The sequence below is a fragment of the Thauera sp. genome (assembly GCF_035444905.1).
GTDB lineage: Bacteria > Pseudomonadota > Gammaproteobacteria > Burkholderiales > Rhodocyclaceae > Thauera.
Genome location: NZ_DAOMPS010000004.1, coordinates 38,858 through 57,332, shown reverse-complemented (window position 1 = coordinate 57,332; position 18,475 = coordinate 38,858). Strand labels below are relative to the sequence as shown.

The window sequence follows — 18,475 nt, the reverse complement described above, 5'->3', positions numbered from 1 at the left end:
AGCAGGCGCGCGCCAGGCTCAAGGGTAGAAGAGGTAGATGCGGTAGCCGGTCGGCGCGATCCCCGGTGCCTCGAAGGGGATGCGCACGCCGACCGCACTGCGGGCCGCAAAAGCCTCGGCCGATTGGGTGTTCGGCAGCCAGTCGGCCGGTGTCAGCACGCGACGGGAGATCGGCTTGTCACCGGCGTCGGTCAGCGTCAGTTCGAGGTGGGGCCAGTGCTGCGGGTAGTCGGCGCGGTTGTTGAGCGTTGCCTGCAGCAGGTAGTGACCCGGTCGGCCCGGCTCGGATTGCAGTTCGGAGGCGTCGATGGCAATCCGGTCCGCATCGCGCGGATACGGCACCGTGCAGCCGATCCGCGCGCAGGCGGCGACGAGCAGGGGCCGCAAGCCGGGCAGCTCGCGTGCGATTTCCATTCGATACAGATAGCCGAGCTGGGTGCCCAGCAGGCCGAGCATGAGCACCAGGACCAGGCTCGCAAGCGCGCGTACGGCCGGATGGGCAGCCTGCTTGGGGCGGCCATAGGCAGCGTCGAGGCGGGCGATGTCCGGTGCAGGCTCCGGTGCAGCTTGCGCCGCCGGTTGCGCGGGGGGCTCCGTCTCAGGCGCGGGCTCGCGTGCTGCCACGGCCGAGGGCTCCGCTGGCGCGGCAGTGGCCGCGCGGCGGCCGCTGCGCAGCACGCCCGGCATCATGGGCGGGACGAAGGCTGCTTGTGCGTATGGCGGTGACCCTTCGGCGCCGGGCGCCAGGGCGTAGTCCGTCAGTCCAGCGCGTTCGAAGGGCGCGGGTGACGTGGGCGCCTCGCGGCTTGCGGGCACTTCCGCCCGTTCGGGCCATTCCGCGTCCTTGGCCAATTCCGCGTGCTGGGGTGCATCGGGCGGCGGAAAGTCGGGAATCTCGAAATCCAGGGCAGCACCGGCCGAAGCCGCGGTCTGCGGCTTTTCGGCGAGCACGAAGAAGTCCGCCCCCTGCGTGCGCTGGGTCGCGCGTTCCAGGGTGGGCGCCGGCGACGCGCTCCGCGGCGGCTGGGCCGCGCCTGCCGCGGACGCAGTGGCGGCCGGTGCCTCGACCGGCATGTCGATGGCGTGCTCGAGCGCGTTGAAGGGGTGGAAGCAATGCCCGCAGCGCACCTCGCCACGCCTGGCGTGCAGCTGCTCCGGCCGCAGCCGGAACACCGTCTGGCAGGCGGGGCAGCGCGTGAGCATCATGGCCTGGGGCGCTGTCCTTCGAGCCGTATCCAGCCGTCCAGGCTGGCGCCGACGTGCAGCGTGACGAAGGGGGCCCAGGCCTCGATGACCTGCTCGGCCTGGGTGTCGAGCACGCCCGACAAGGCCACCCGGCCGCCGGCGGTGATGCGGGCGGCAATTGCCGGCGCGAGCACGCACAGCGGATTGGTGAGGATGTTGGCGACAACGAGGTCGAAGGTCTCGTCCACCGGGATGCCCGAGTGCTCCAGGCGCATGTTCACGGCATTGCGCCCGGCATTGTCGCGTGCGGCCTCGACCGCCTTCTCGTCGATGTCGATGCCCAGCACGTCGCCGGCGCCGAGCTTGGCCGCGGCGATGCCGAGGATGCCCGAGCCGCAGCCGTAGTCGAGCACGCTGCAACCGGGCGTGACCGCGTCGCACAGCCACTGCAGGCAGAGCCGGGTGGTCGGGTGCGAGCCGGTGCCGAAGGCCATGCCGGGATCGAGCTCGATGTTGATCGCGTCGGCGTCGGGCGCCGCGTGCCAGGACGGTACGATCCACAGCCGGTCGGTGATGCGGATGGGGTCGAACTGGCTCTGCGTGAGCTGCACCCAGTTCTGCTCGGCCACCTCTTCCGTGGTGAACGGCGGCACGGCGTCGAAGCCGGCCGCCCGTGCCGCCTCGGCCAGCATTGCAGCGAGGGCCTCGCCGGCGGTGTCAGCATCGAAAAGCGCGATCACGCGGCTGTGGTCCCACAAGCCGGTGGGCAGGTGCCCGGGTTCGCCGAACTGCGGTTTCTCCGCCTCGGTGCCGGCGTCCGCGTCCTCGATCGAGACCGACAGCGCGCCGGCCTCCATCAGCGCGTCGGAGAGGGCCTCGGCCTTGTCGGCCTCGGCCTGCAGGGTGACGGAGATCCACATCCTCGCCTCAGTCCTTCACTTCGTTGCGATCGGCGAGCTTGTGCTCCAGGTAGTGGATGCTGGTGCCGCCTTCGTTGAAGCGCGGGTCGAGCATCAACGTCTGGTGCAGCGGGATGTTGGTCTTGATGCCCTCGACCATCATCTCGGACAGGGCGATGCGCATGCGGCGGATCGCCTGGTCGCGGGTGTCGCCGTAGGCGATCAGCTTGCCGATCATCGAGTCGTAGTGCGGCGGCACCGTGTAGCCGTTGTAGACGTGCGAGTCGACGCGGATGCCGGGGCCGCCAGGCGTGTGCCAGTTGCTGATGCGTCCCGGCGAAGGGGTGAACTTGAACGGATCCTCGGCATTGATGCGGCACTCGATGGCATGGCCGCGGAACTCGACGTCACGCTGACGGAACCACAGCTTCTCGCCCGCTGCCACCCGGATCTGAGCCTGCACCAGGTCGACGCCGGTGATGAACTCGGTGACCGGGTGCTCGACCTGCAGCCGGGTGTTCATCTCGATGAAATAGAACTCGTCGTTCTCGAACAGGAACTCGAAGGTACCGGCGCCGCGGTAACCGATCTTGCGGCAGGCCTCGGCGCAGCGCTCGCCCACCTTGGCGATCAGCTTGCGGTCGATGCCTGGCGCGGGTGCCTCCTCGATCACCTTCTGGTGGCGGCGCTGCATCGAGCAGTCGCGCTCGCCGAGGTACACTGCGTTGCCGTGCTGGTCGGCCAGCACCTGGATTTCGACATGGCGCGGGTTCTCGAGGAACTTCTCCATGTACACCACCGGGTTGCCGAAGGCCGCCTGCGCCTCGGCGCGGGTGGTGGTCACGGCATTGAGCAGCGCGGCCTCGGTGTGCACCACGCGCATGCCCCGCCCGCCGCCGCCGCCGGCGGCCTTGATGATCACCGGGTAGCCGATGGCGCGCGCGATCTTGACGATCTCCTTCGGGTCATCGGGCAGGGCGCCGTCCGAGCCCGGCACGCAGGGCACGGCTGCGGCCTTCATGGCGTCCTTGGCCGAGACCTTGTCACCCATCAGGCGGATGGTGTCCGGGCGCGGGCCGATGAAGACGAAGCCGGATTGCTCGACGCGTTCGGCGAAGTCGGCGTTCTCGGACAGAAAACCGTAGCCGGGGTGGATGGCCTCGGCGTCGGTGACCTCGGCCGCCGAGATGATGGCCGGCACGTTCAGATAGCTCAGGGTGGACGAGGCCGGGCCGATGCAGACCGACTCATCGGCGAGGCGCACGTACTTGGCCTCGGTGTCGGCCTCGGAGTGCACCGCGACGGTCTTGATGCCCAGCTCACGGCAGGCGCGCAGGATCCGCAGCGCGATCTCGCCGCGGTTCGCGATCAGGATCTTCTCGAACATGGCGCGCTCAGCCGATGACGAAAAGCGGTTGGCCGTACTCGACCGGCTCGCCATTCTCGACCAGGATCGCCTTGATCACCCCGCTCGCATCGGCCTCGATCTCGTTCATCAGCTTCATCGCCTCGATGATGCACAGGCGCTCGCCTTCATTGATGCTCTGGCCGACCTCCACCAGGGGCTTGGCGCCCGGAGCGCTGGCCCGGTAGAAGGTGCCGACCATCGGCGACTTGACGATGTGGCCCTCGGGCAGGGCATTGGCGGCCGGGGCTGCCGCAGGGGTGCCAGCGGCGGCCGGGGCGGCAGGGGCAGCCGGAGCGCTGGCGGGGACTTGCGCGTAATAGGTTGCAGGGGCAGGGTTCGCGTGCTTGGCGATGCGGACCTTCTCTTCGCCTTCGGTGACTTCCAGTTCGGAAATGCCCGATTCCTGGACGAGGTCGATGAGTTTCTTCAGCTTGCGCAGATCCATGGTTTTCTCCGGACAGGGCCGCAGCGCTCGGACAGGCTGCGGTCGGATGTTGAGTGCTTTTCTTGGGGGGGCGGACGACGACCCGTCGCTCGATGGCGGGGGCTGCAGCTGCAGCGTGCCCGCCTTCGTGCTCATTCAGGCGCGCCGTCGTCGTCGTGCGAGCGGGGGCTCGGGCTGCCCGTCACCGCTCGCGTGCCCTGCGTCGACACCGCCACAAGAGCGCGAAACCCAGGCTTCAGGTGGCGTTTCGCGGCCTTGGGTGAGGTGCTGTGGCAGGCTTGTTGCATGCTTCATGACGGCAAGTTTGCCGCAATTGCATGCAAGTTGTCCACTTTTGGCTTGCTGGCTGGGAGGCCGCGGGAACGCTCAGGAGGCCAGCAGTGCGCGGATTTTGCGCTCGAGTTCCTCGCGGTGCAAGGTTCCGAGCTTGATGTGGCGAACCGTGCCGTCGCGGTCGAGAATGACCGTGAAGGGCAGGGCGCGGGCAGTATTGCCGAAGCCGGCGGCGAGTTCCAGCACCGGCGTGCCGGCGATCAGCAAGGGGTAGGGCACCTGGAATTCGGCATCGAACTCGCGCACCTTGTCCGCCGCGTCCACGCTGATGCCGACGAACTGCACCGGCTCGTTGGCCATTGCCTGGCTGACCGCGGAGAAGTCGGGGATCTCCTTGCGGCAGGGCGGGCACCAGGTGGCCCAGAAGTTGGCAACGATGATCTTGCCCTGCCACTGCGCCAGGGCCTGCTCTTCACCGCCGGTGTCGGGCAGGCGCAGCGCGAGCAGGGCGTCGATCGTCTCGCGCGAGACCGCTTGCAGGCCGGCGGGCGCGCTGGTTTCGGCGCCGCGATTGCTCAGGTAGCCGGCGGTGGCCGCGCCGATCGCCACCGCGGCGAACAGTACGAGCTGAAGGCTGCGCTTCATCGTTGGGAGCTCCCTTCGTGGGTCGGGTCGTCCGCGGCGAGCAGAGCCTCGACCTGGGCGAGGCGGGCGCGCTCCTGTCCGCGGCGGATGGTGCGTTCTGCGCTCGACGGGTACACCGACACCTTCACCGGCACCTCGCCCCAGTCGAAGCTGAGGACGGCCTCGGCTGCATGCGGGGCCGGCCGGCGGGGCTCACGGTGCTCGTAGGGAAAGTCCTGGTTGAGGAAGAAGATTTCGACGTCCTTGGTGCTTTCGGGAAAGATCTCGATCTCGAGCTCGGAATAGCGGCCGGCCGTGCCGTCGAGCGCGCCGCCGGTGAGATAAGGGCGAAAATCCGCCAGCAGGCGCATCACCTCGACCGCTGCGCTCCGCATTTCGCGCAGCCGCTCGGGCTGCTCCTCGTCCTGGTAGAGCGCCTGCCAGGCGCGCAGTTCGGTTTCGATCTCGTTATTGGTGGGCAGGGCGTCGGCGTCGGTGGCGCCGAGTTGCCTGGCCGCCTTGCGCTTGGCGAAGCCGAAGTCGCTGACGCCGTCCTCGGCCATCATGCGGGCGGCAAGCGCGGCGATTTCGCGTCTCAGGCTGCCGCTGCGGGAAACGTGGGCATGTGAGGGCATGATGGGGCTCGGGTAGAATGCGCGCCCATTGTACACGGGCCGGTTTCATCCGGATGACGGCCTCTCGGAGCTCAGCGCCACATGCACATCCACATCCTCGGTATCTGCGGCACCTTCATGGGCGGTGTCGCCCTGCTGGCGCGCGCGGCCGGCCACACCGTCAGCGGCTGCGATGCCAACGTCTATCCGCCGATGAGCACCCAGCTCGAGGAGCAGGGCATCGGCCTGATCGAGGGCTACGACCCCGCCCAGCTCGAGCTCGAGCCCGACCTGTTCGTCATCGGCAATGCGGTGTCGCGTGGCAATCCGCTGCTCGAGGCCATCCTCGACCGTGGCCTGCCCTATGTGTCCGGCCCGCAGTGGCTGGCCGAGCACGTGCTGGCCGGGCGCTGGGTACTGGCGGTGGCCGGCACCCACGGCAAGACGACGACCACCTCGCTGCTGGCCTGGATCCTGGAGGATGCCGGGCTCAATCCCGGCTTTCTGGTCGGCGGCGTGCCGCAGAACTTCGGCGTGTCGGCACGGCTCACCGAGTCGCCCTTCTTCGTCATCGAGGCCGACGAATACGACACCGCCTTCTGCGACAAGCGCTCCAAGTTCGTGCATTACCGGCCGCGTACGGCGATCCTCAACAACCTCGAGTTCGACCACGCGGACATCTTTTCCGACCTCGCCGCGATCGAGACCCAGTTCCATCATCTGGTGCGCACCATCCCGGCGAGCGGACGCATCGTCGCCAATGCACGCGAGGACAGCCTCAAGCGCGTGATCGCGCGCGGCTGCTGGTCTGAGCTCGAGTGGTTCAACGACGCTACACAGTGGTCGGCGGTGGCCGGCGTGCGCGACGCCGAGGCGGTGTTCAGCCTTGGCGGGGTCGAGCTCGGTCGGGTCGAGATGGCGCTCGCGGGCAGTCACAATCGCGATAACGCGCTCGCGGCGATTGCCGCCGCGCGCCACGTCGGCGTCACGCCGGCGCAGGCGATCGCCAGCCTGGCGCGCTTTGCCGGCATCAAGCGCCGCCTCGAGTTGCGCGGCACGGTGGGCGGGGTGCGGGTGTATGACGACTTCGCCCACCATCCGACCGCGATCGCGCTCACGGTAGACGGCCTGCGCCGGCGCGAGCCCGCAGGGCGCATCCTCGCCGTGCTCGAGCCGCGCTCCAACACCATGAAGCTGGGCGTCATGAAGGCGCAGCTACCGGCCAGCCTGGCGGGGGCCGACGCCGTATTCTGCTACCGCCAGGGTCTGGGCTGGGACACGGCAGAGGCGCTCGCGCCGCTCGGCGCGCGCGCGCGCAGCTACGATGCACTCGAAGAACTGGTGGCCGATGTGGCGGCGCAGGCGCAGGCCGGTGATCACATCCTGGTCATGAGCAACGGCGGCTTCGGCGGCGTCCACGAGAAACTGCTCGACGCCCTGGCCGCACGCTGACGGCATCGTTCGCGGCGCGGCCCGACCGCCGCATGTTGGCCGGGCCGCCGCCGGCATCGCTGCGCGGCAAGCCGTTGATGAAGGACTCAGCGCCGTGCGCCGGTCGGGTTGTCGAGGCGGCGTGCCTCCTCGTCGCTGATGTACTCGAACACGCGCACCACCTTGCGTACGCCCTGGCTGGTGCGCGCGACTTCGGCCGCAGCGTCGGCCTCGGCACGGGTGACGATGCCGAGCAGGAAGACCGCATTGGCCTCGGTCACGACCTTGATGTGGTGGGCCGAGAAGCGCTGCGCATCGACGAAGCGCGCCTTGACGTTGGAGGTGATGAGTGCATCGTTGGCGCGCGCGCTGAGCGTCGAGTTGGGGCCGACGACGACCTCGTTGATCACGCCGCGCACATGTTCGACACCCGCCACGATGCCGTCGAGCTCGCTGCGCACGGTCTCGTTGGGCGCCTCGCCGGTGAGCAGCACGTTGCGGTTGTAGGAGGTGACGTTGACATGGACCGTGTTGCCGTAGCGCTGGCGGATGCGGCTCGACACCTTCCATTCGATGCTCTCGTCCTCGACGTAGGTGCCGCTGGTGCGGCGGTCTGAGACCATCGCCGCGCCGGCGCCGACGCCGGTGGCCACGACCGGGAAGCAGCCCTGCAGCAGCGGCAGCGCGCCCGCGGCGGCAAGACCTAGCAGCAGCGCGCGGCGGCGTCCGTCGTTTGCAGGGCGTTCGGCTTGCAGGGGGCGTGCGGGGGGCAGCGTCTTCATCAGTCTTCCACTCCTAGTAACAGACAGTCGATGCCGTCGCACAGGCAGTGCAGCACGAGCAGGTGAAGCTCCTGGATGCGTGCCTTGCGTTCGGCTGGGGTGCAGATGTGGATGTCGTCCGGACCGAGGCAGTCGGCGATCCGACCGCCGTCGGCGCCGGTGAGGGCGATCACCCGCATGTCGCGCTCGTGCGCGGCGCGGATCGCCCCCTCGATGCGCGCCGAGTCCGCGCTGGCGGAAAGGGTCAGGAGGATGTCGCCGGGGTGGCCGAAGGCCTCGATCTGGCGCGCGAACAGGCCCGAGGTGTCAGGGTCGCCGGCGAGCGGGGCAAGGGTCGAGGTGTCGGCGCTGAGCGCCAGCGCGGCGAGCGACGGGCGCTCTAGCTCGAAGCCATTCACCAGCTGCGCGGCGAAGCGCCGCGCGTCGCCGGCCGAGCCGCTGCCGCCGCACACCAGCACCTTGCCGCTCTCGAGCAGGCTGGCGGTGATGAGTTCAACGGCGCCGGCAATGGGCGCGGCGAGCATTTCGAGCGCCTCGAGCGAGGTGCGCATGTTGTCTTCGAACTGCCGCGAGATGCGGTCGATCAGATTCATGCTGCGTTGGTCGTCTGCAGGGCGTGAAAGTCTAGCACGCAGTATCAGCCCGCATCGAAGGCGCCGGGTAACCAGGTGATGCGGGCAGGGTCGAGGGCGTCGAGCAGCACCGCGTCGAAGCGGCAGGCCGCGCTCTGAAAGCGCCGCCCCGCACCGCCCAGCCACCACTGTGCGGCGATCAGCACGCGCCGGCGCTTGGCCGCGGTGATGCTCTCGGCCGCGCCGCCGAAGCGTGTGTTCGTGCGCAGGCGCACCTCGACGAAGACGACGTGGCGGTGGTCCAGGCAGATCAGGTCCACCTCGCCGCCGCGGCAGCGGACGTTGCGCGCCAGCACGCGCAGCCCGCGGGCGACGAGGTGCTCGGCGGCGAGCGCCTCGGCTGCCGCGCCGCGCGCTTGCGCCGCCGTCCGGCGGGCGTCGATACTGTGTGCCTCCGCGCGCTCGAATTCACCCATGACTGTCTCCGTCCCCCTGCCTGATCGACCGCTTTCAAGTACGCCGTCATTGTATGTGGTGGCGACGCCACTCGGTAACCTGCATGACATCACGCTGCGCGCGCTGGCGGTGCTGGGCGCCGTCGATGTGGTGGCGGCCGAGGACACGCGCCACAGCCAGCGCCTGCTCGATGCCTTCGGGTTCAGGGTGCGCATGCAGGCGGTGCACCAGCACAACGAGCAGGCTGCCGCGGCCCAGTTGATAGAGCTCCTCGCCGCCGGCCGGCAGGTGGCGCTCATCACCGATGCGGGCACCCCGGCGGTATCCGATCCGGGCGCAAGGCTGGTGGCGCGCGTGCGCGCGGCCGGCCATCCGGTGGTGCCGCTGCCGGGGCCGTGCGCCGCGGTGGCGGCGCTTTCGGTGTCCGGTTTCGCCGAAGGCGGGTTTCGCTTTGTCGGCTTCCTGCCGGCCAAGGCCGGCGCGCGGGTCGCAGCTCTCGGTGAGCTGGCCGACGCGCGCGAGGCGCTGGTGTTCTACGAGGCGCCGCATCGCATCCTCGAGTGCGTGGCCGACATGGCGCAGGTCTTCGGCGGTGCGCGCGAGATCGTGATCGCGCGCGAGATGACCAAGCTGCACGAGCAGATCGTGCGCATGCCGCTGGCCGACACCGCCGCCTGGTTCGCCGCCGACGTCAATCGGGTGCGCGGCGAGTTCGTGCTCGTGCTGGCGGGCGCGCCGGCGAGCGAGGGGCTGGCGGCCGAGGCCGAGCGCGTGCTCACCCTGTTGCTCGAAGCCCTGCCGGTGAAGACCGCGGCACGACTGGCGGCCGACATCACCGGCGCGCCGCGCAAGGCGCTCTACGCACGCGCGCTCGAACTGCGCGCGCCGGACTGAGGCTGGCCCGCCTGCTGGCGACGGGGGCCCTGCGCCCGTCGGCGGGGCGCACTGATCTGGCATGAGAGCGGCCGGCGCAAGCGGGATGCGCCTATAATCTCCGGGCTCTCACGAGGATCCGTTCCATGCATTCGATTACCCTTGTCCGCCCCGACGACTGGCATCTGCACGTGCGCGACGGCGCCGCGCTCGACGCCGTGGTGCCGCATACCGCTGTTCGCTTCGGCCGCGCCCTGATCATGCCCAACCTCAAGCCGCCGGTGACCACCACCGAGCAGGCGCTGGCCTACCGCGAACGCATCCTCGCCGCCGTGCCGGGCTCGGGTTTCGAGCCGCTGATGACGCTCTACCTCACCGACAACCTGCCGGCCGACGAAATCGATCGTGCCATGGCCAGCGGGCGCATCCCCGCGGCCAAGCTCTACCCGGCGGGGGCGACGACCAACTCCGACGCCGGCGTGACCGCGATCGAGCGCATCTACCCGGTGCTCGAGCGCATGGAAAAGCTCGGCATGGTGCTGTGTGTGCATGGCGAAGCCACGGGCCACGAGGTCGATGTCTTCGATCGCGAACGCGTCTTCATCGAGCGCACGCTGTCGCCGCTGGTGCGTCGCTTCCCCGGGCTGAAGGTCGTGTTCGAACACATCACCACCGCCGAGGCGGCGCAGTTCGTGCGTGCGGCCGGCGCCAACGTTGGCGCCACGGTGACCGCCCACCATCTGCTGCTCAATCGCAACGCCATCTTTGCCGGCGGCATCCGCCCGCATCACTACTGCCTGCCGGTGCTCAAGCGTGAAACCCACCGCGAGGCCCTGGTCGCGGCGGTGACCTCGGGCAATCCGCGCTTCTTCCTCGGCACCGACTCGGCGCCGCATGCGCTCAGCACCAAGGAGAACGCCTGTGGCTGTGCGGGCTGCTACACCGCCCACGGCGGCATCGAGCTCTACGCCGAGGTCTTCGATGCAGCCGGCGCGCTCGACAGGCTGGAGGCTTTCGCCAGCCTCAATGGTCCCGCCTTCTACGGTCTGGCGCCCAACACCGACACCATCACTCTGGTGCGCGAGAACTGGACCGTACCGCTCAGCTACCCCTATCTCGGCAGCGATCCCGTCGTGCCCCTGCGTGCGGGCGAGCAGATCGGCTGGAAGCTGGCGGGCGCGGGAGCATGAGCATGGCCAAGCGCAACACGGCAGCGCGTCGGCTGCTGGCAGCCGGCGCGCTGCTGCTGACTCTCGCCGGCTGCGAGAACAGCGCCACCTCCTACATGATCGAGGGCAGTCAGCACGCGCTGATCCTGGTGCGCGAGCAGAAATTCCCCTGGGATGACGAGCTCAAGCAGTCGATCATCGCCTCGCGCCTGCCCAGTTGCCAGAAACGCGTGCGCATCCATCCCGGCCCCACGTCGCTGGTCGAGATGCGCATCTACGTCGCCGGCGATCGCTTGTGGGCGTTGCATCAGGGCAATCGCTGGTACCTCGCCGGCACCGAGCAGTGCCTGGTCCAGGACTGGGACAACCCGGACGGCCAGCCCCCCGGCGCCCTGGTCGGCAGCTTCGTCCTCAAGGACGGCGCGCCTGCTTTCGTCGCCGCGGCGACTGCGAACTGATTCCTGCGCGTATAATCGGCCGCGGGAAGTTCGCCAGGCAGTCGCTGCGCACCTAGTCGTGCGTGGAGGAAAGTCCGGGCCCCGCAGAGCAGGATGCCGGCTAACGGCCGGGCGCCGTGAGGCGACGGAAAGTGCAACAGAGAGCAGACCGCCGATGGCCGTCCGGGCTTCGCCGCCGCAAGGCGGCAAAGTCTCTCTCCTGAAGAGGAGGGGATGCTGCGGCACACAAGTGTCGTGGTGTCAGGAGACTGGCGCGCAAGCGCCAGTGGCCGGCGCGGTGAAAGCCGCGTCGGCCGGATCAGGCAAGGGTGAAACGGTGTCGTGGCGTGCGCAAGCACGGCGCGAGCCGGTGCGAAAGCGCCGGCGGGTAAGAGCTCACCGCAGGACTGGCAACAGGACTGGCACGGCAAACCCCATCCGGGGCAAGGCCAAATAGGGGAGCATTGGCGTGGCTCGCGTCGCTCCCGGGTAGGCTGCTAGAGCGCCGTGGCAACACGGCCCCCAGAGGAATGACTGCCCGATGTCGCCGGCTCGCCCCGGCGGCGTTCGACAGAACCCGGCTTATCGGCGAACTTCCCAATCTCTCGCCGCGTGGTCGAGATCCCTGCGCCGCGCACGGATCTCCCACTTGATCGCCCTGTCCAGCGCCGATCACGGCCGCAAGCCGTGTTCGAATCCCGCTCGCCGGCGACTTCCGGTGTCGGGCACGCATTTTTTCGACTGAATCTCCCACCTTCTCCCACATCCGCGCGACGGAGCTCCCTGCTCGCGTCGGATCTCAGCATTTCATCGTATTGCCCTTGATTTTTCAGGATTTATTCTGACTTCGTCGTTGTGACATAAGTCATTGTGAAACAACGACATTCCCCAGGCGCGACCTTGACCGGCTATGGCCTTTCCACTAAAGTGGGTTCAAGTGGAAAAAAGTGGGGGAAAGTGTCATTCCGATGCTTTCCCGACGCCGTCAGGGGGGACGATGTTCCAGGGGGCCGCAGCGCTCAATCTCGATGCCAAGGGTCGCCTTGCGATTCCTGCGCGGCATCGTGACGCCCTGGCCGTCGAGGACGGCCAGGTGGTGATGACTGCGCACCCCCACGGTTGTGTGCTCGTCTATCCCGTGCCCGCGTGGGTGCCCATTCGCGACCGGGTGCTCGCCCTGCCCGGGCTGGACGCCAAGACGGCCTTGCTCAAGCGCCTGCTGGTGGGCTTTGCCCAGGAAGAGGCGCTCGATGGCGCCGGTCGCGTGCTGGTGGCCCAGTCTCTGCGCAAGTTCGCCAAGCTCGACAAGCAGGTCTGGCTGGTCGGACAGGGCAGTCACTTCGAGCTGTGGTCCGACGAAGGCTGGCAGCAACAGCAGCAGGCCATGTTCGAGATGGCCACCGCCGACCTGCCGGCCGGCTTTGAGAGCCTCACGCTGTGAGCACGGGCACCCATGTCAGCGTCCTCCTTGCGGAAGCGGTCGACGCCCTCGCCATCCACCCCGACGGCATCTATGTCGACGGCACGTTTGGTCGCGGCGGTCATAGCCGCGCCCTGCTCGCGCGGTTGGGCGAGCGGGGGCGGCTGATCGCCTTCGACCGCGATCCGGCGGCGATCGACGCCGGCCGTGCGCTGCAGGATGCCCGTCTGACGCTGGTTCACGCTGCCTTCAGCGCCCTTGACGATGAGCTCGAGCAGCTTGGCGTCGGGGCCGTCGATGGCGTGCTGCTGGACATCGGGGTGTCCTCACCCCAGCTCGACGACGCCGCGCGCGGCATGAGCTTTCGCTTCGATGCGCCGCTCGACATGCGCATGGATACCAGCCACGGGCAGACCGTGGCCGAATGGCTGGCGGATGCCTCCGTCGGCGAAATTACGGAGGTCATCAGGGAATATGGAGAAGAACGGTTTGCTCATGCGATTGCAAAGGCGATTGCAGCTGCTCGGGCAGGGGGGGCTGTCGCAACCACTGGACAACTTGCCGCGATCGTGGAGAAAGCGGTCCGTACGCGCGAGCCGGGGCAGCACCCTGCGACACGCACCTTCCAGGCTCTTCGGATTTTCATCAATCAGGAGCTCGAGGAGCTGAGCCGCGTGCTGCCGGTCTGCGTGTCACGGCTGCGGCCCGGTGGGCGGCTGGTGGTGATCAGCTTTCACTCGCTCGAGGACCGCATCGTCAAGCGTTTCATGCGTGACGAGTCGCGCCCGCCGGTGCTGCCGCGGCGCCTGCCGCTGCGCGCGGCCGAACTGCCGCAGCCGCGCCTGCGCCTGGTGGGCAAGTCGGTGCGCCCGGGCGAGGCCGAAGTCGCCGCCAACCCGCGCGCGCGCAGCGCCGTGATGCGCGTGGCCGAGCGGACCGAGGTGGCGGCATGATGCGCGCCGACGCCGTGCTCGTCGCCCTCGTCGTGGCCAGCGCGCTGGGCGTGGTCTCGGCCCAGCACCAGGCCCGCAAGCTGCACACCGAGTACGAGCGCGAGCAGGCCCGCGCCCAGGCGCTGGCCGTCGAGTGGGGGCAGTTGCAGCTCGAGCAGAGCACCTGGGCAACCCATGGTCGGGTCGAAAGGCTGGCCCGTGAAAAGCTGGGTATGCGCCTGCCCCCGCCGGGGCAGGTGCTGGTGGTGGAGCCGCAATCATGAAGAACCCGCGCAGCGTAACCTTCAATCACAATCCGCTCCTCAAGCGTGATCTGCCGGCCTGGCGCCCGCGCCTGGTCATGCTCGCGCTGATGGGCTGCTCGGTCGCGCTCGCCGGTCGCGCGCTCTACCTGCAAGGGGTTCACAACGACTTCCTGCAGGCCAAGGGCGAGTCGCGCTACGCGCGCACGCTCGAAGTGCCGGCCACGCGGGGCCGCATCACCGATCGCAACGGCGACATCCTGGCGGTGAGCACGCCGGTGCGCTCGATCTGGGCGCTGCCCGCCGATGCCCAGCTCGAGCCGGCGCAGGCGCGCGAACTCGCCCGCCTGCTCGAGATGGATGCCAACGAGCTCAACCGCCGCCTCGCCGCCAGTCGCGACTTCGCCTACCTGAAGCGCCAGTTGCCGCCCGAGCTCGCCAAGCAGGTCGCCGATCTGCACCTGCCGGGCATCCATCAGCAACAGGAATATCGGCGCTACTACCCCGGTGGCGAGGTCATGGCCCACATCCTTGGCTTCACCAACGTCGAGGACAAGGGCCAGGAAGGGATCGAGCTCGCCTTCGAGAAGCAGCTCGCCGGCCGTCCCGGCGCGCGCCGCGTCATCAAGGATCGCCGCGGCCAGATCGTCGAGGATGTCGAGGCTATCCGCCCGCCGCGCGACGGCCAGGACGTCGCGCTGTCGATCGACGGCAAGGTCCAGTACCTCGCCTGGTCGGCCTTGCGCGAGGCGATGGAGCAGCACAAGGCGCAGGCGGGCGCGGTGGTCGTGCTCGACGCACGCAGCGGCGAGGTGCTGGCCCTGGCCAACGCGCCGACCTTCAACCCCAACAACCGCGCCAACCTCAGCGGCGCCCAGCTGCGCAACCGCGTATTCACCGACACTTTCGAACCGGGCTCGGTGATGAAGCCCTTCATCGCGGCGCTGGCGATCGACCGCGGCAAGGCGACCCCGGACACCGTCATCGATACCGGCAACGGTCGCATGACCATCGGTACGGCAACGATCTCCGACGTCAAGCGCAACGGCCTCATGACCGTCGCCGAGGTCCTGCAGAAGTCCTCCAACGTCGGCACCGTCAAGCTCGCCCAGCAGTTCAGCGCCGACGAGATGTGGCACCTGTTCGATCAGCTCGGCTTCGGCACGCCGCTCAATCTCGGTTTTCCGGGCGAGGCCTCGGGCCGGCTGCGGCCCGCCAAGAGCTGGCGGCCGATCGAGCAGGCCACCATGTCCTTCGGCCATGGCATCTCGGTGAGCCTGATCCAGATGGCGCGCGCCTACCTCGTCTTTGCGCGCGACGGCGAGCTCGTGCCCCTGTCGCTGACCCGCGTCGACGGCCAGCCCAGTTCCGGGCGCCGCGTCTATTCGGCCGAGACCGCCCGTACCGTGCGCTCGATGCTGGTGGCCGGCCCCAAGGGCACCGCGGTACGTGCACAGGTGCCGGGCTACACCGTGGCGGGCAAGACCGGTACCGCGCGCAAGCTCGAGAATGGCCGCTACGCGCGCAAGTACATTTCGTCCTACGTCGGCCTCGCGCCGGCGTCCAATCCGCGGCTGGTGGTCGCGGTGATGATCGACGAGCCGTCCGCCGGGCAGTACTACGGTGGTGCCGTGGCGGCACCCCTGTTCTCGCGCGTCACCGAAGGCGCGCTGCGCGCCCTCGGCGTTGCGCCCGACGTGCCGCTCACGCCGCTGCAGCTCGCTCGCCGCAGCGCCGAAGAGGACGCCGGCCGCAGTACCGCCTCCCGGGAGAACATGTGAGCGCCGCCCAAGCCCTCGCCCTGCTCGAGCAACTCCGCAGCCTCGGCGTCGAGCCGCGGGACATCACTGCCGATTCGCGCAAGGTTGCCGCCGGCAGCGTGTTCGCGGCCTGGCCCGGGCTGCGCACCGACGGGCGCCGCTTTCTCGCCGACGCCGCCGCGCGCGGCGCATCGGCCCTGTTATGGGAGCGCGCCGGCGGCGTCCCGCCCGAAGGCGTGGCGGTGCCGGCACTGGCGGTCGATGGCCTGCGCGAGCTCGCCGGCCACCTCGCACACGAGATCCACGGTCGTCCTTCCGAGCGCCTGTGGCTGGCCGGCGTCACCGGCACCAACGGCAAGACCACGGTCACGCAGATGCTGGCCCGTGCCTGCGAGGAGTTCGGCACGCGCTGCGGCATCATCGGCACACTCGGCTGCGGATTCCCGGACGAACTCGAGGAGGGCATTAACACCACGCCCGATGCGCTCGATCTGCATCGTTGGCTGGCGCGCTTCGCCGCCGTCGGGGCCGGCGCGGCGGCGATGGAAGTGTCGTCCATCGGTCTCGACCAGGGCAGGGTAAATGGTGCGCAGTTCGATGTCGCCATCTTCACCAACCTGAGCCGCGACCACCTCGACTACCACGGCAGCATGGACGCCTACGCCGCGGCCAAGGCCCGGCTGTTCGCCCGCCCCGAGCTGCGTACCTGCATCCTCAACATCGACGACCCCTTCGGTCTCACGCTGGCGCGGCGACTGGTTGCCGAGGGGCGCGAGGTGATCGCGTGCTCCCTGCACCAGGCCAACGCCGACGCCATCCCCGGCGCCCGCGTGCTGCTCGCCGACCGTCTTCAGGCGGCGCCCGCCGGGCTGCGCTTCAGCCTCGTGTGGGCGGGGCGTGAGGCCGACGTCAACGTGCGCATGGTGGCGCCCTTCAACGTCTCCAACCTGGTCGCGGTGGCGGCGGCCCTGCTCGCGCGCGGTATCGACTTTGACGCGCTGCCGCCGGTGCTGTCGCGGCTGACGCCGCCGCTGGGCCGCATGCAGCTGGTGGGCGGCGTGTGCGAGCCGCTGGTCATCGTCGACTATGCCCACTCGCCCGATGCGCTCGCCAAGGTGCTCGAGGCTTTGCGCGGCACGGTGCACACCCGCCGCGGTCGGCTGGTGTGCGTGTTCGGCTGCGGTGGCGATCGCGATCCGGGCAAGCGGCCGATGATGGGCGAGGTGGCCCAGGCACTCGCCGACCGCGTCGTCATCACCAGCGACAACCCGCGCTCCGAAGATCCGCTGCGCATCATCGAGGCGGTGGCTGCCGGCGCCGGCCCACAGGCCGAGAAGGTCGTCGACCGCGCCCAGGCCATCGCCATCGCGATCGGCGAGGCCGCCGCCGACGACATCGTGGTGATCGCCGGCAAGGGCCACGAGCCCTATCAGGAGGTCCTCGGCCAGCGCGTGCCGTTTTCCGATCTCGAGCAGGCGCGTGCCGCCCTGCAGGCCTGGCACCAGCGGGGAGAAGGTCGATGATGACGTTGCAGGATGCCGTGCGCGCACTGGCAGCGCATGGCGCACGCCCGACCGGGCTGGCGCGCTTCGAGTGTGTCGGTAGCGACAGCCGCGCCGTCGTGCCCGGCCAGCTCTTCGTCGCCCTGCGCGGCGAGCACTTCGACGGCCATGACTTCGTCGTCGCCGCCGCCGCCGCCGGAGCCGCCGCCGCGCTGGTGGATGAAGCGGGTGCGGCTGCGCTCGCCGGCGCGCCACTGCCTCTGCTGGTCGTCGACGACACCCGGCTCGCGCTCGGCACCCTGGCCGCGGCCTGGCGCGCGCGCTTCGCCGTGCCGCTGATCGGCGTCACCGGCAGCAACGGCAAGACCACGGTCAAGGAGATGTGCGCCGCCATCCTGCGCGCCCAAGCGCGCCGTGACGGCTTCGGCGACGAGTCCGTGCTCGCCAACCGCGGCAATCTCAATAACGACATCGGCCTGCCGCTGACCCTGCTCGAGCTGCGCGACTTCCACCGCGCCGCAGTGGTCGAGATGGGCATGAACCACCCCGGCGAGATCGCCTACCTGAGCGGCCTCGCGCTGCCTACCGTGGCGCTGGTGAACAACGCCCAGCGCGCTCACCTGGAGGGCCTCGGCTCGGTCGACGAGGTCGCACGCGAGAAGGGCACGATCTACCAGGGTCTCGGCGCCGCCGGCATCGCCGTCATCAATGCCGACGACGCCCACGCCGGCTACTGGCGCGCGATCAATGCGGGCCGGGCGATTGTGACATTCGGTATCGAGCACGAAGCCGACGTGCGCGGACGGTGTACCCTGCGCGGCCTCGGCTCGCGGCTCGAGCTCGACACCCCCCAGGGGCAGGTCGAGTTCGCCCTGCAGGTGCCGGGTCTGCACAACGCACGTAATGCCGTGGGCGCCGCCGCGGCCTGCCTCGCGGCGGGGGTGTCGCTCGACGCCGTCGCCGAGGGCCTGGCCGAGTTCGTCGGCACCCGCGGCCGCCTGCAGCGTCGCACCGGTCCCAGGGGGGCGTTGATCCTGGACGACTCCTACAACGCCAATCCGGATTCGGTGCGAGCCGGCATCGACGTGCTCGCCGCCATGCCCGGCCACACCTGGCTGGTGCTCGGAGACATGGGCGAGGTCGGCGACAGCAGCGCGCAGGTGCACGACGAGATCGGCGGCTACGCCAAGAGCAAGGGCATCGACGGTCTCTTTGCACTCGGCGACATGAGCGCCGTGGCGGCACGCAACTTTGGCGATGGCGGGCATCACTTCGGCTCGCCCGAGCCGCTCGTCAAGGCGCTCGTGCCCAGGCTGGATGCGGATTCGGTGGTGCTGGTGAAAGGCTCGCGGTTCATGCGTATGGAAAGGGTGGCGGACGCTCTTGTGGCAGTGCACAATTCCGCCCCTGCAAAGGAAACCGGCTCCTGA

The 18,475-nt window shown here is 69.3% G+C and carries 19 protein-coding genes and 1 other RNA gene; 11 read left to right on the top strand and 9 right to left on the bottom strand.

Annotated elements, in window-relative coordinates; genetic code table 11:
• Positions 1-18: 18 nt before the first annotated feature.
• The 6 genes from PLC66_RS03010 to PLC66_RS02985 form a co-directional block, all read right to left on the bottom strand.
• Positions 19-1,206: a DUF3426 domain-containing protein gene (locus PLC66_RS03010; RefSeq protein ID WP_324537768.1), complete on the bottom strand. Its 1,188-nt coding sequence runs from the start codon at positions 1,204-1,206 to the stop codon at positions 19-21.
• The gene (gene prmA, locus PLC66_RS03005) at positions 1,203-2,105 is read right to left on the bottom strand and encodes a 50S ribosomal protein L11 methyltransferase (RefSeq protein ID WP_324537767.1); all 903 of its coding nucleotides are present in this window, start codon (positions 2,103-2,105) and stop codon (positions 1,203-1,205) included. The genes PLC66_RS03010 and prmA overlap by 4 nt, the downstream gene beginning before the upstream one ends.
• 7 nt (positions 2,106-2,112) lie before the next feature.
• Positions 2,113-3,471, bottom strand: a complete 1,359-nt coding sequence (accC, locus tag PLC66_RS03000) for an acetyl-CoA carboxylase biotin carboxylase subunit (RefSeq protein WP_324537766.1) — start codon at positions 3,469-3,471, stop codon at positions 2,113-2,115.
• Positions 3,472-3,478: 7 nt separating this feature from the next.
• On the bottom strand, positions 3,479-3,937 hold the full coding sequence (gene accB / locus PLC66_RS02995; RefSeq protein ID WP_324537765.1) for an acetyl-CoA carboxylase biotin carboxyl carrier protein: 459 nt from the start codon (positions 3,935-3,937) through the stop codon (positions 3,479-3,481).
• 366 nt (positions 3,938-4,303) lie between these two features.
• Complete coding sequence (locus tag PLC66_RS02990; RefSeq protein WP_324537764.1) at positions 4,304-4,855, bottom strand: TlpA family protein disulfide reductase; 552 nt, start codon at positions 4,853-4,855, stop codon at positions 4,304-4,306.
• Complete coding sequence (locus PLC66_RS02985; RefSeq protein WP_324537763.1) at positions 4,852-5,469, bottom strand: hypothetical protein; 618 nt, start codon at positions 5,467-5,469, stop codon at positions 4,852-4,854. Before PLC66_RS02985 ends, PLC66_RS02990 begins: the two co-directional genes overlap by 4 nt.
• Positions 5,470-5,550: 81 nt before the next feature.
• Here PLC66_RS02985 and mpl point away from each other — a divergent pair, with 81 nt between their 5' ends.
• Positions 5,551-6,900: a UDP-N-acetylmuramate:L-alanyl-gamma-D-glutamyl-meso-diaminopimelate ligase gene (mpl, locus tag PLC66_RS02980; RefSeq protein ID WP_324537762.1), complete on the top strand. Its 1,350-nt coding sequence runs from the start codon at positions 5,551-5,553 to the stop codon at positions 6,898-6,900.
• 86 nt (positions 6,901-6,986) lie between these two features.
• Here the strand turns inward: mpl and PLC66_RS02975 are convergent, their stop codons facing one another.
• The 3 genes from PLC66_RS02975 to PLC66_RS02965 are packed head-to-tail and all read right to left on the bottom strand — an operon-like array spanning position 6,987 to position 8,709.
• Positions 6,987-7,661: a BON domain-containing protein gene (locus PLC66_RS02975; RefSeq protein WP_324537761.1), complete on the bottom strand. Its 675-nt coding sequence runs from the start codon at positions 7,659-7,661 to the stop codon at positions 6,987-6,989.
• Positions 7,661-8,254, bottom strand: a complete 594-nt coding sequence (locus PLC66_RS02970) for an SIS domain-containing protein (RefSeq protein ID WP_324537760.1) — start codon at positions 8,252-8,254, stop codon at positions 7,661-7,663. Before PLC66_RS02970 ends, PLC66_RS02975 begins: the two co-directional genes overlap by 1 nt.
• 44 nt (positions 8,255-8,298) lie before the next feature.
• Positions 8,299-8,709 carry a YraN family protein gene (locus PLC66_RS02965; RefSeq protein WP_324537759.1) on the bottom strand — a complete coding sequence of 137 codons (411 nt, stop codon included), beginning with the start codon at positions 8,707-8,709 and terminating at the stop codon, positions 8,299-8,301.
• Here PLC66_RS02965 and rsmI point away from each other — a divergent pair.
• The 10 genes from rsmI (at position 8,708) to PLC66_RS02915 (ending at position 18,475) form a co-directional block, all read left to right on the top strand.
• Complete coding sequence (gene rsmI / locus PLC66_RS02960) at positions 8,708-9,583, top strand: 16S rRNA (cytidine(1402)-2'-O)-methyltransferase (RefSeq protein WP_324537758.1); 876 nt, start codon at positions 8,708-8,710, stop codon at positions 9,581-9,583. The two genes, PLC66_RS02965 and rsmI, sit on opposite strands and share 2 nt — an antisense overlap.
• Before the next feature lie 125 nt (positions 9,584-9,708).
• Positions 9,709-10,752 (top strand): dihydroorotase, encoded by a 1,044-nt coding sequence (gene pyrC, locus PLC66_RS02955; protein WP_324537757.1) that lies wholly within the window; start codon positions 9,709-9,711, stop codon positions 10,750-10,752.
• Between the two features lie 2 nt (positions 10,753-10,754).
• Positions 10,755-11,189 (top strand): hypothetical protein, encoded by a 435-nt coding sequence (locus PLC66_RS02950; protein ID WP_324537756.1) that lies wholly within the window; start codon positions 10,755-10,757, stop codon positions 11,187-11,189.
• Positions 11,190-11,214: 25 nt separating this feature from the next.
• An RNA gene (gene rnpB / locus PLC66_RS02945) (RNase P RNA component class A) lies at positions 11,215-11,769 on the top strand.
• 396 nt (positions 11,770-12,165) lie between these two features.
• Positions 12,166-12,609 (top strand): division/cell wall cluster transcriptional repressor MraZ, encoded by a 444-nt coding sequence (gene mraZ / locus PLC66_RS02940; RefSeq protein ID WP_324537755.1) that lies wholly within the window; start codon positions 12,166-12,168, stop codon positions 12,607-12,609.
• The gene (gene rsmH, locus PLC66_RS02935) at positions 12,606-13,541 is read left to right on the top strand and encodes a 16S rRNA (cytosine(1402)-N(4))-methyltransferase RsmH (protein ID WP_324537754.1); all 936 of its coding nucleotides are present in this window, start codon (positions 12,606-12,608) and stop codon (positions 13,539-13,541) included. Before mraZ ends, rsmH begins: the two co-directional genes overlap by 4 nt.
• The gene (ftsL, locus tag PLC66_RS02930) at positions 13,538-13,804 is read left to right on the top strand and encodes a cell division protein FtsL (protein ID WP_324537752.1); all 267 of its coding nucleotides are present in this window, start codon (positions 13,538-13,540) and stop codon (positions 13,802-13,804) included. Before rsmH ends, ftsL begins: the two co-directional genes overlap by 4 nt.
• A complete protein-coding gene (locus tag PLC66_RS02925; protein WP_324537750.1) occupies positions 13,801-15,564 on the top strand; it encodes a peptidoglycan D,D-transpeptidase FtsI family protein in 1,764 nt (587 codons plus the stop codon). The genes ftsL and PLC66_RS02925 overlap by 4 nt, the downstream gene beginning before the upstream one ends.
• Positions 15,561-17,066 (top strand): UDP-N-acetylmuramoyl-L-alanyl-D-glutamate--2,6-diaminopimelate ligase, encoded by a 1,506-nt coding sequence (locus PLC66_RS02920; RefSeq protein ID WP_324537748.1) that lies wholly within the window; start codon positions 15,561-15,563, stop codon positions 17,064-17,066. Before PLC66_RS02925 ends, PLC66_RS02920 begins: the two co-directional genes overlap by 4 nt.
• The gene (locus tag PLC66_RS02915) at positions 17,063-18,475 is read left to right on the top strand and encodes a UDP-N-acetylmuramoyl-tripeptide--D-alanyl-D-alanine ligase (protein ID WP_324537746.1); all 1,413 of its coding nucleotides are present in this window, start codon (positions 17,063-17,065) and stop codon (positions 18,473-18,475) included. The genes PLC66_RS02920 and PLC66_RS02915 overlap by 4 nt, the downstream gene beginning before the upstream one ends.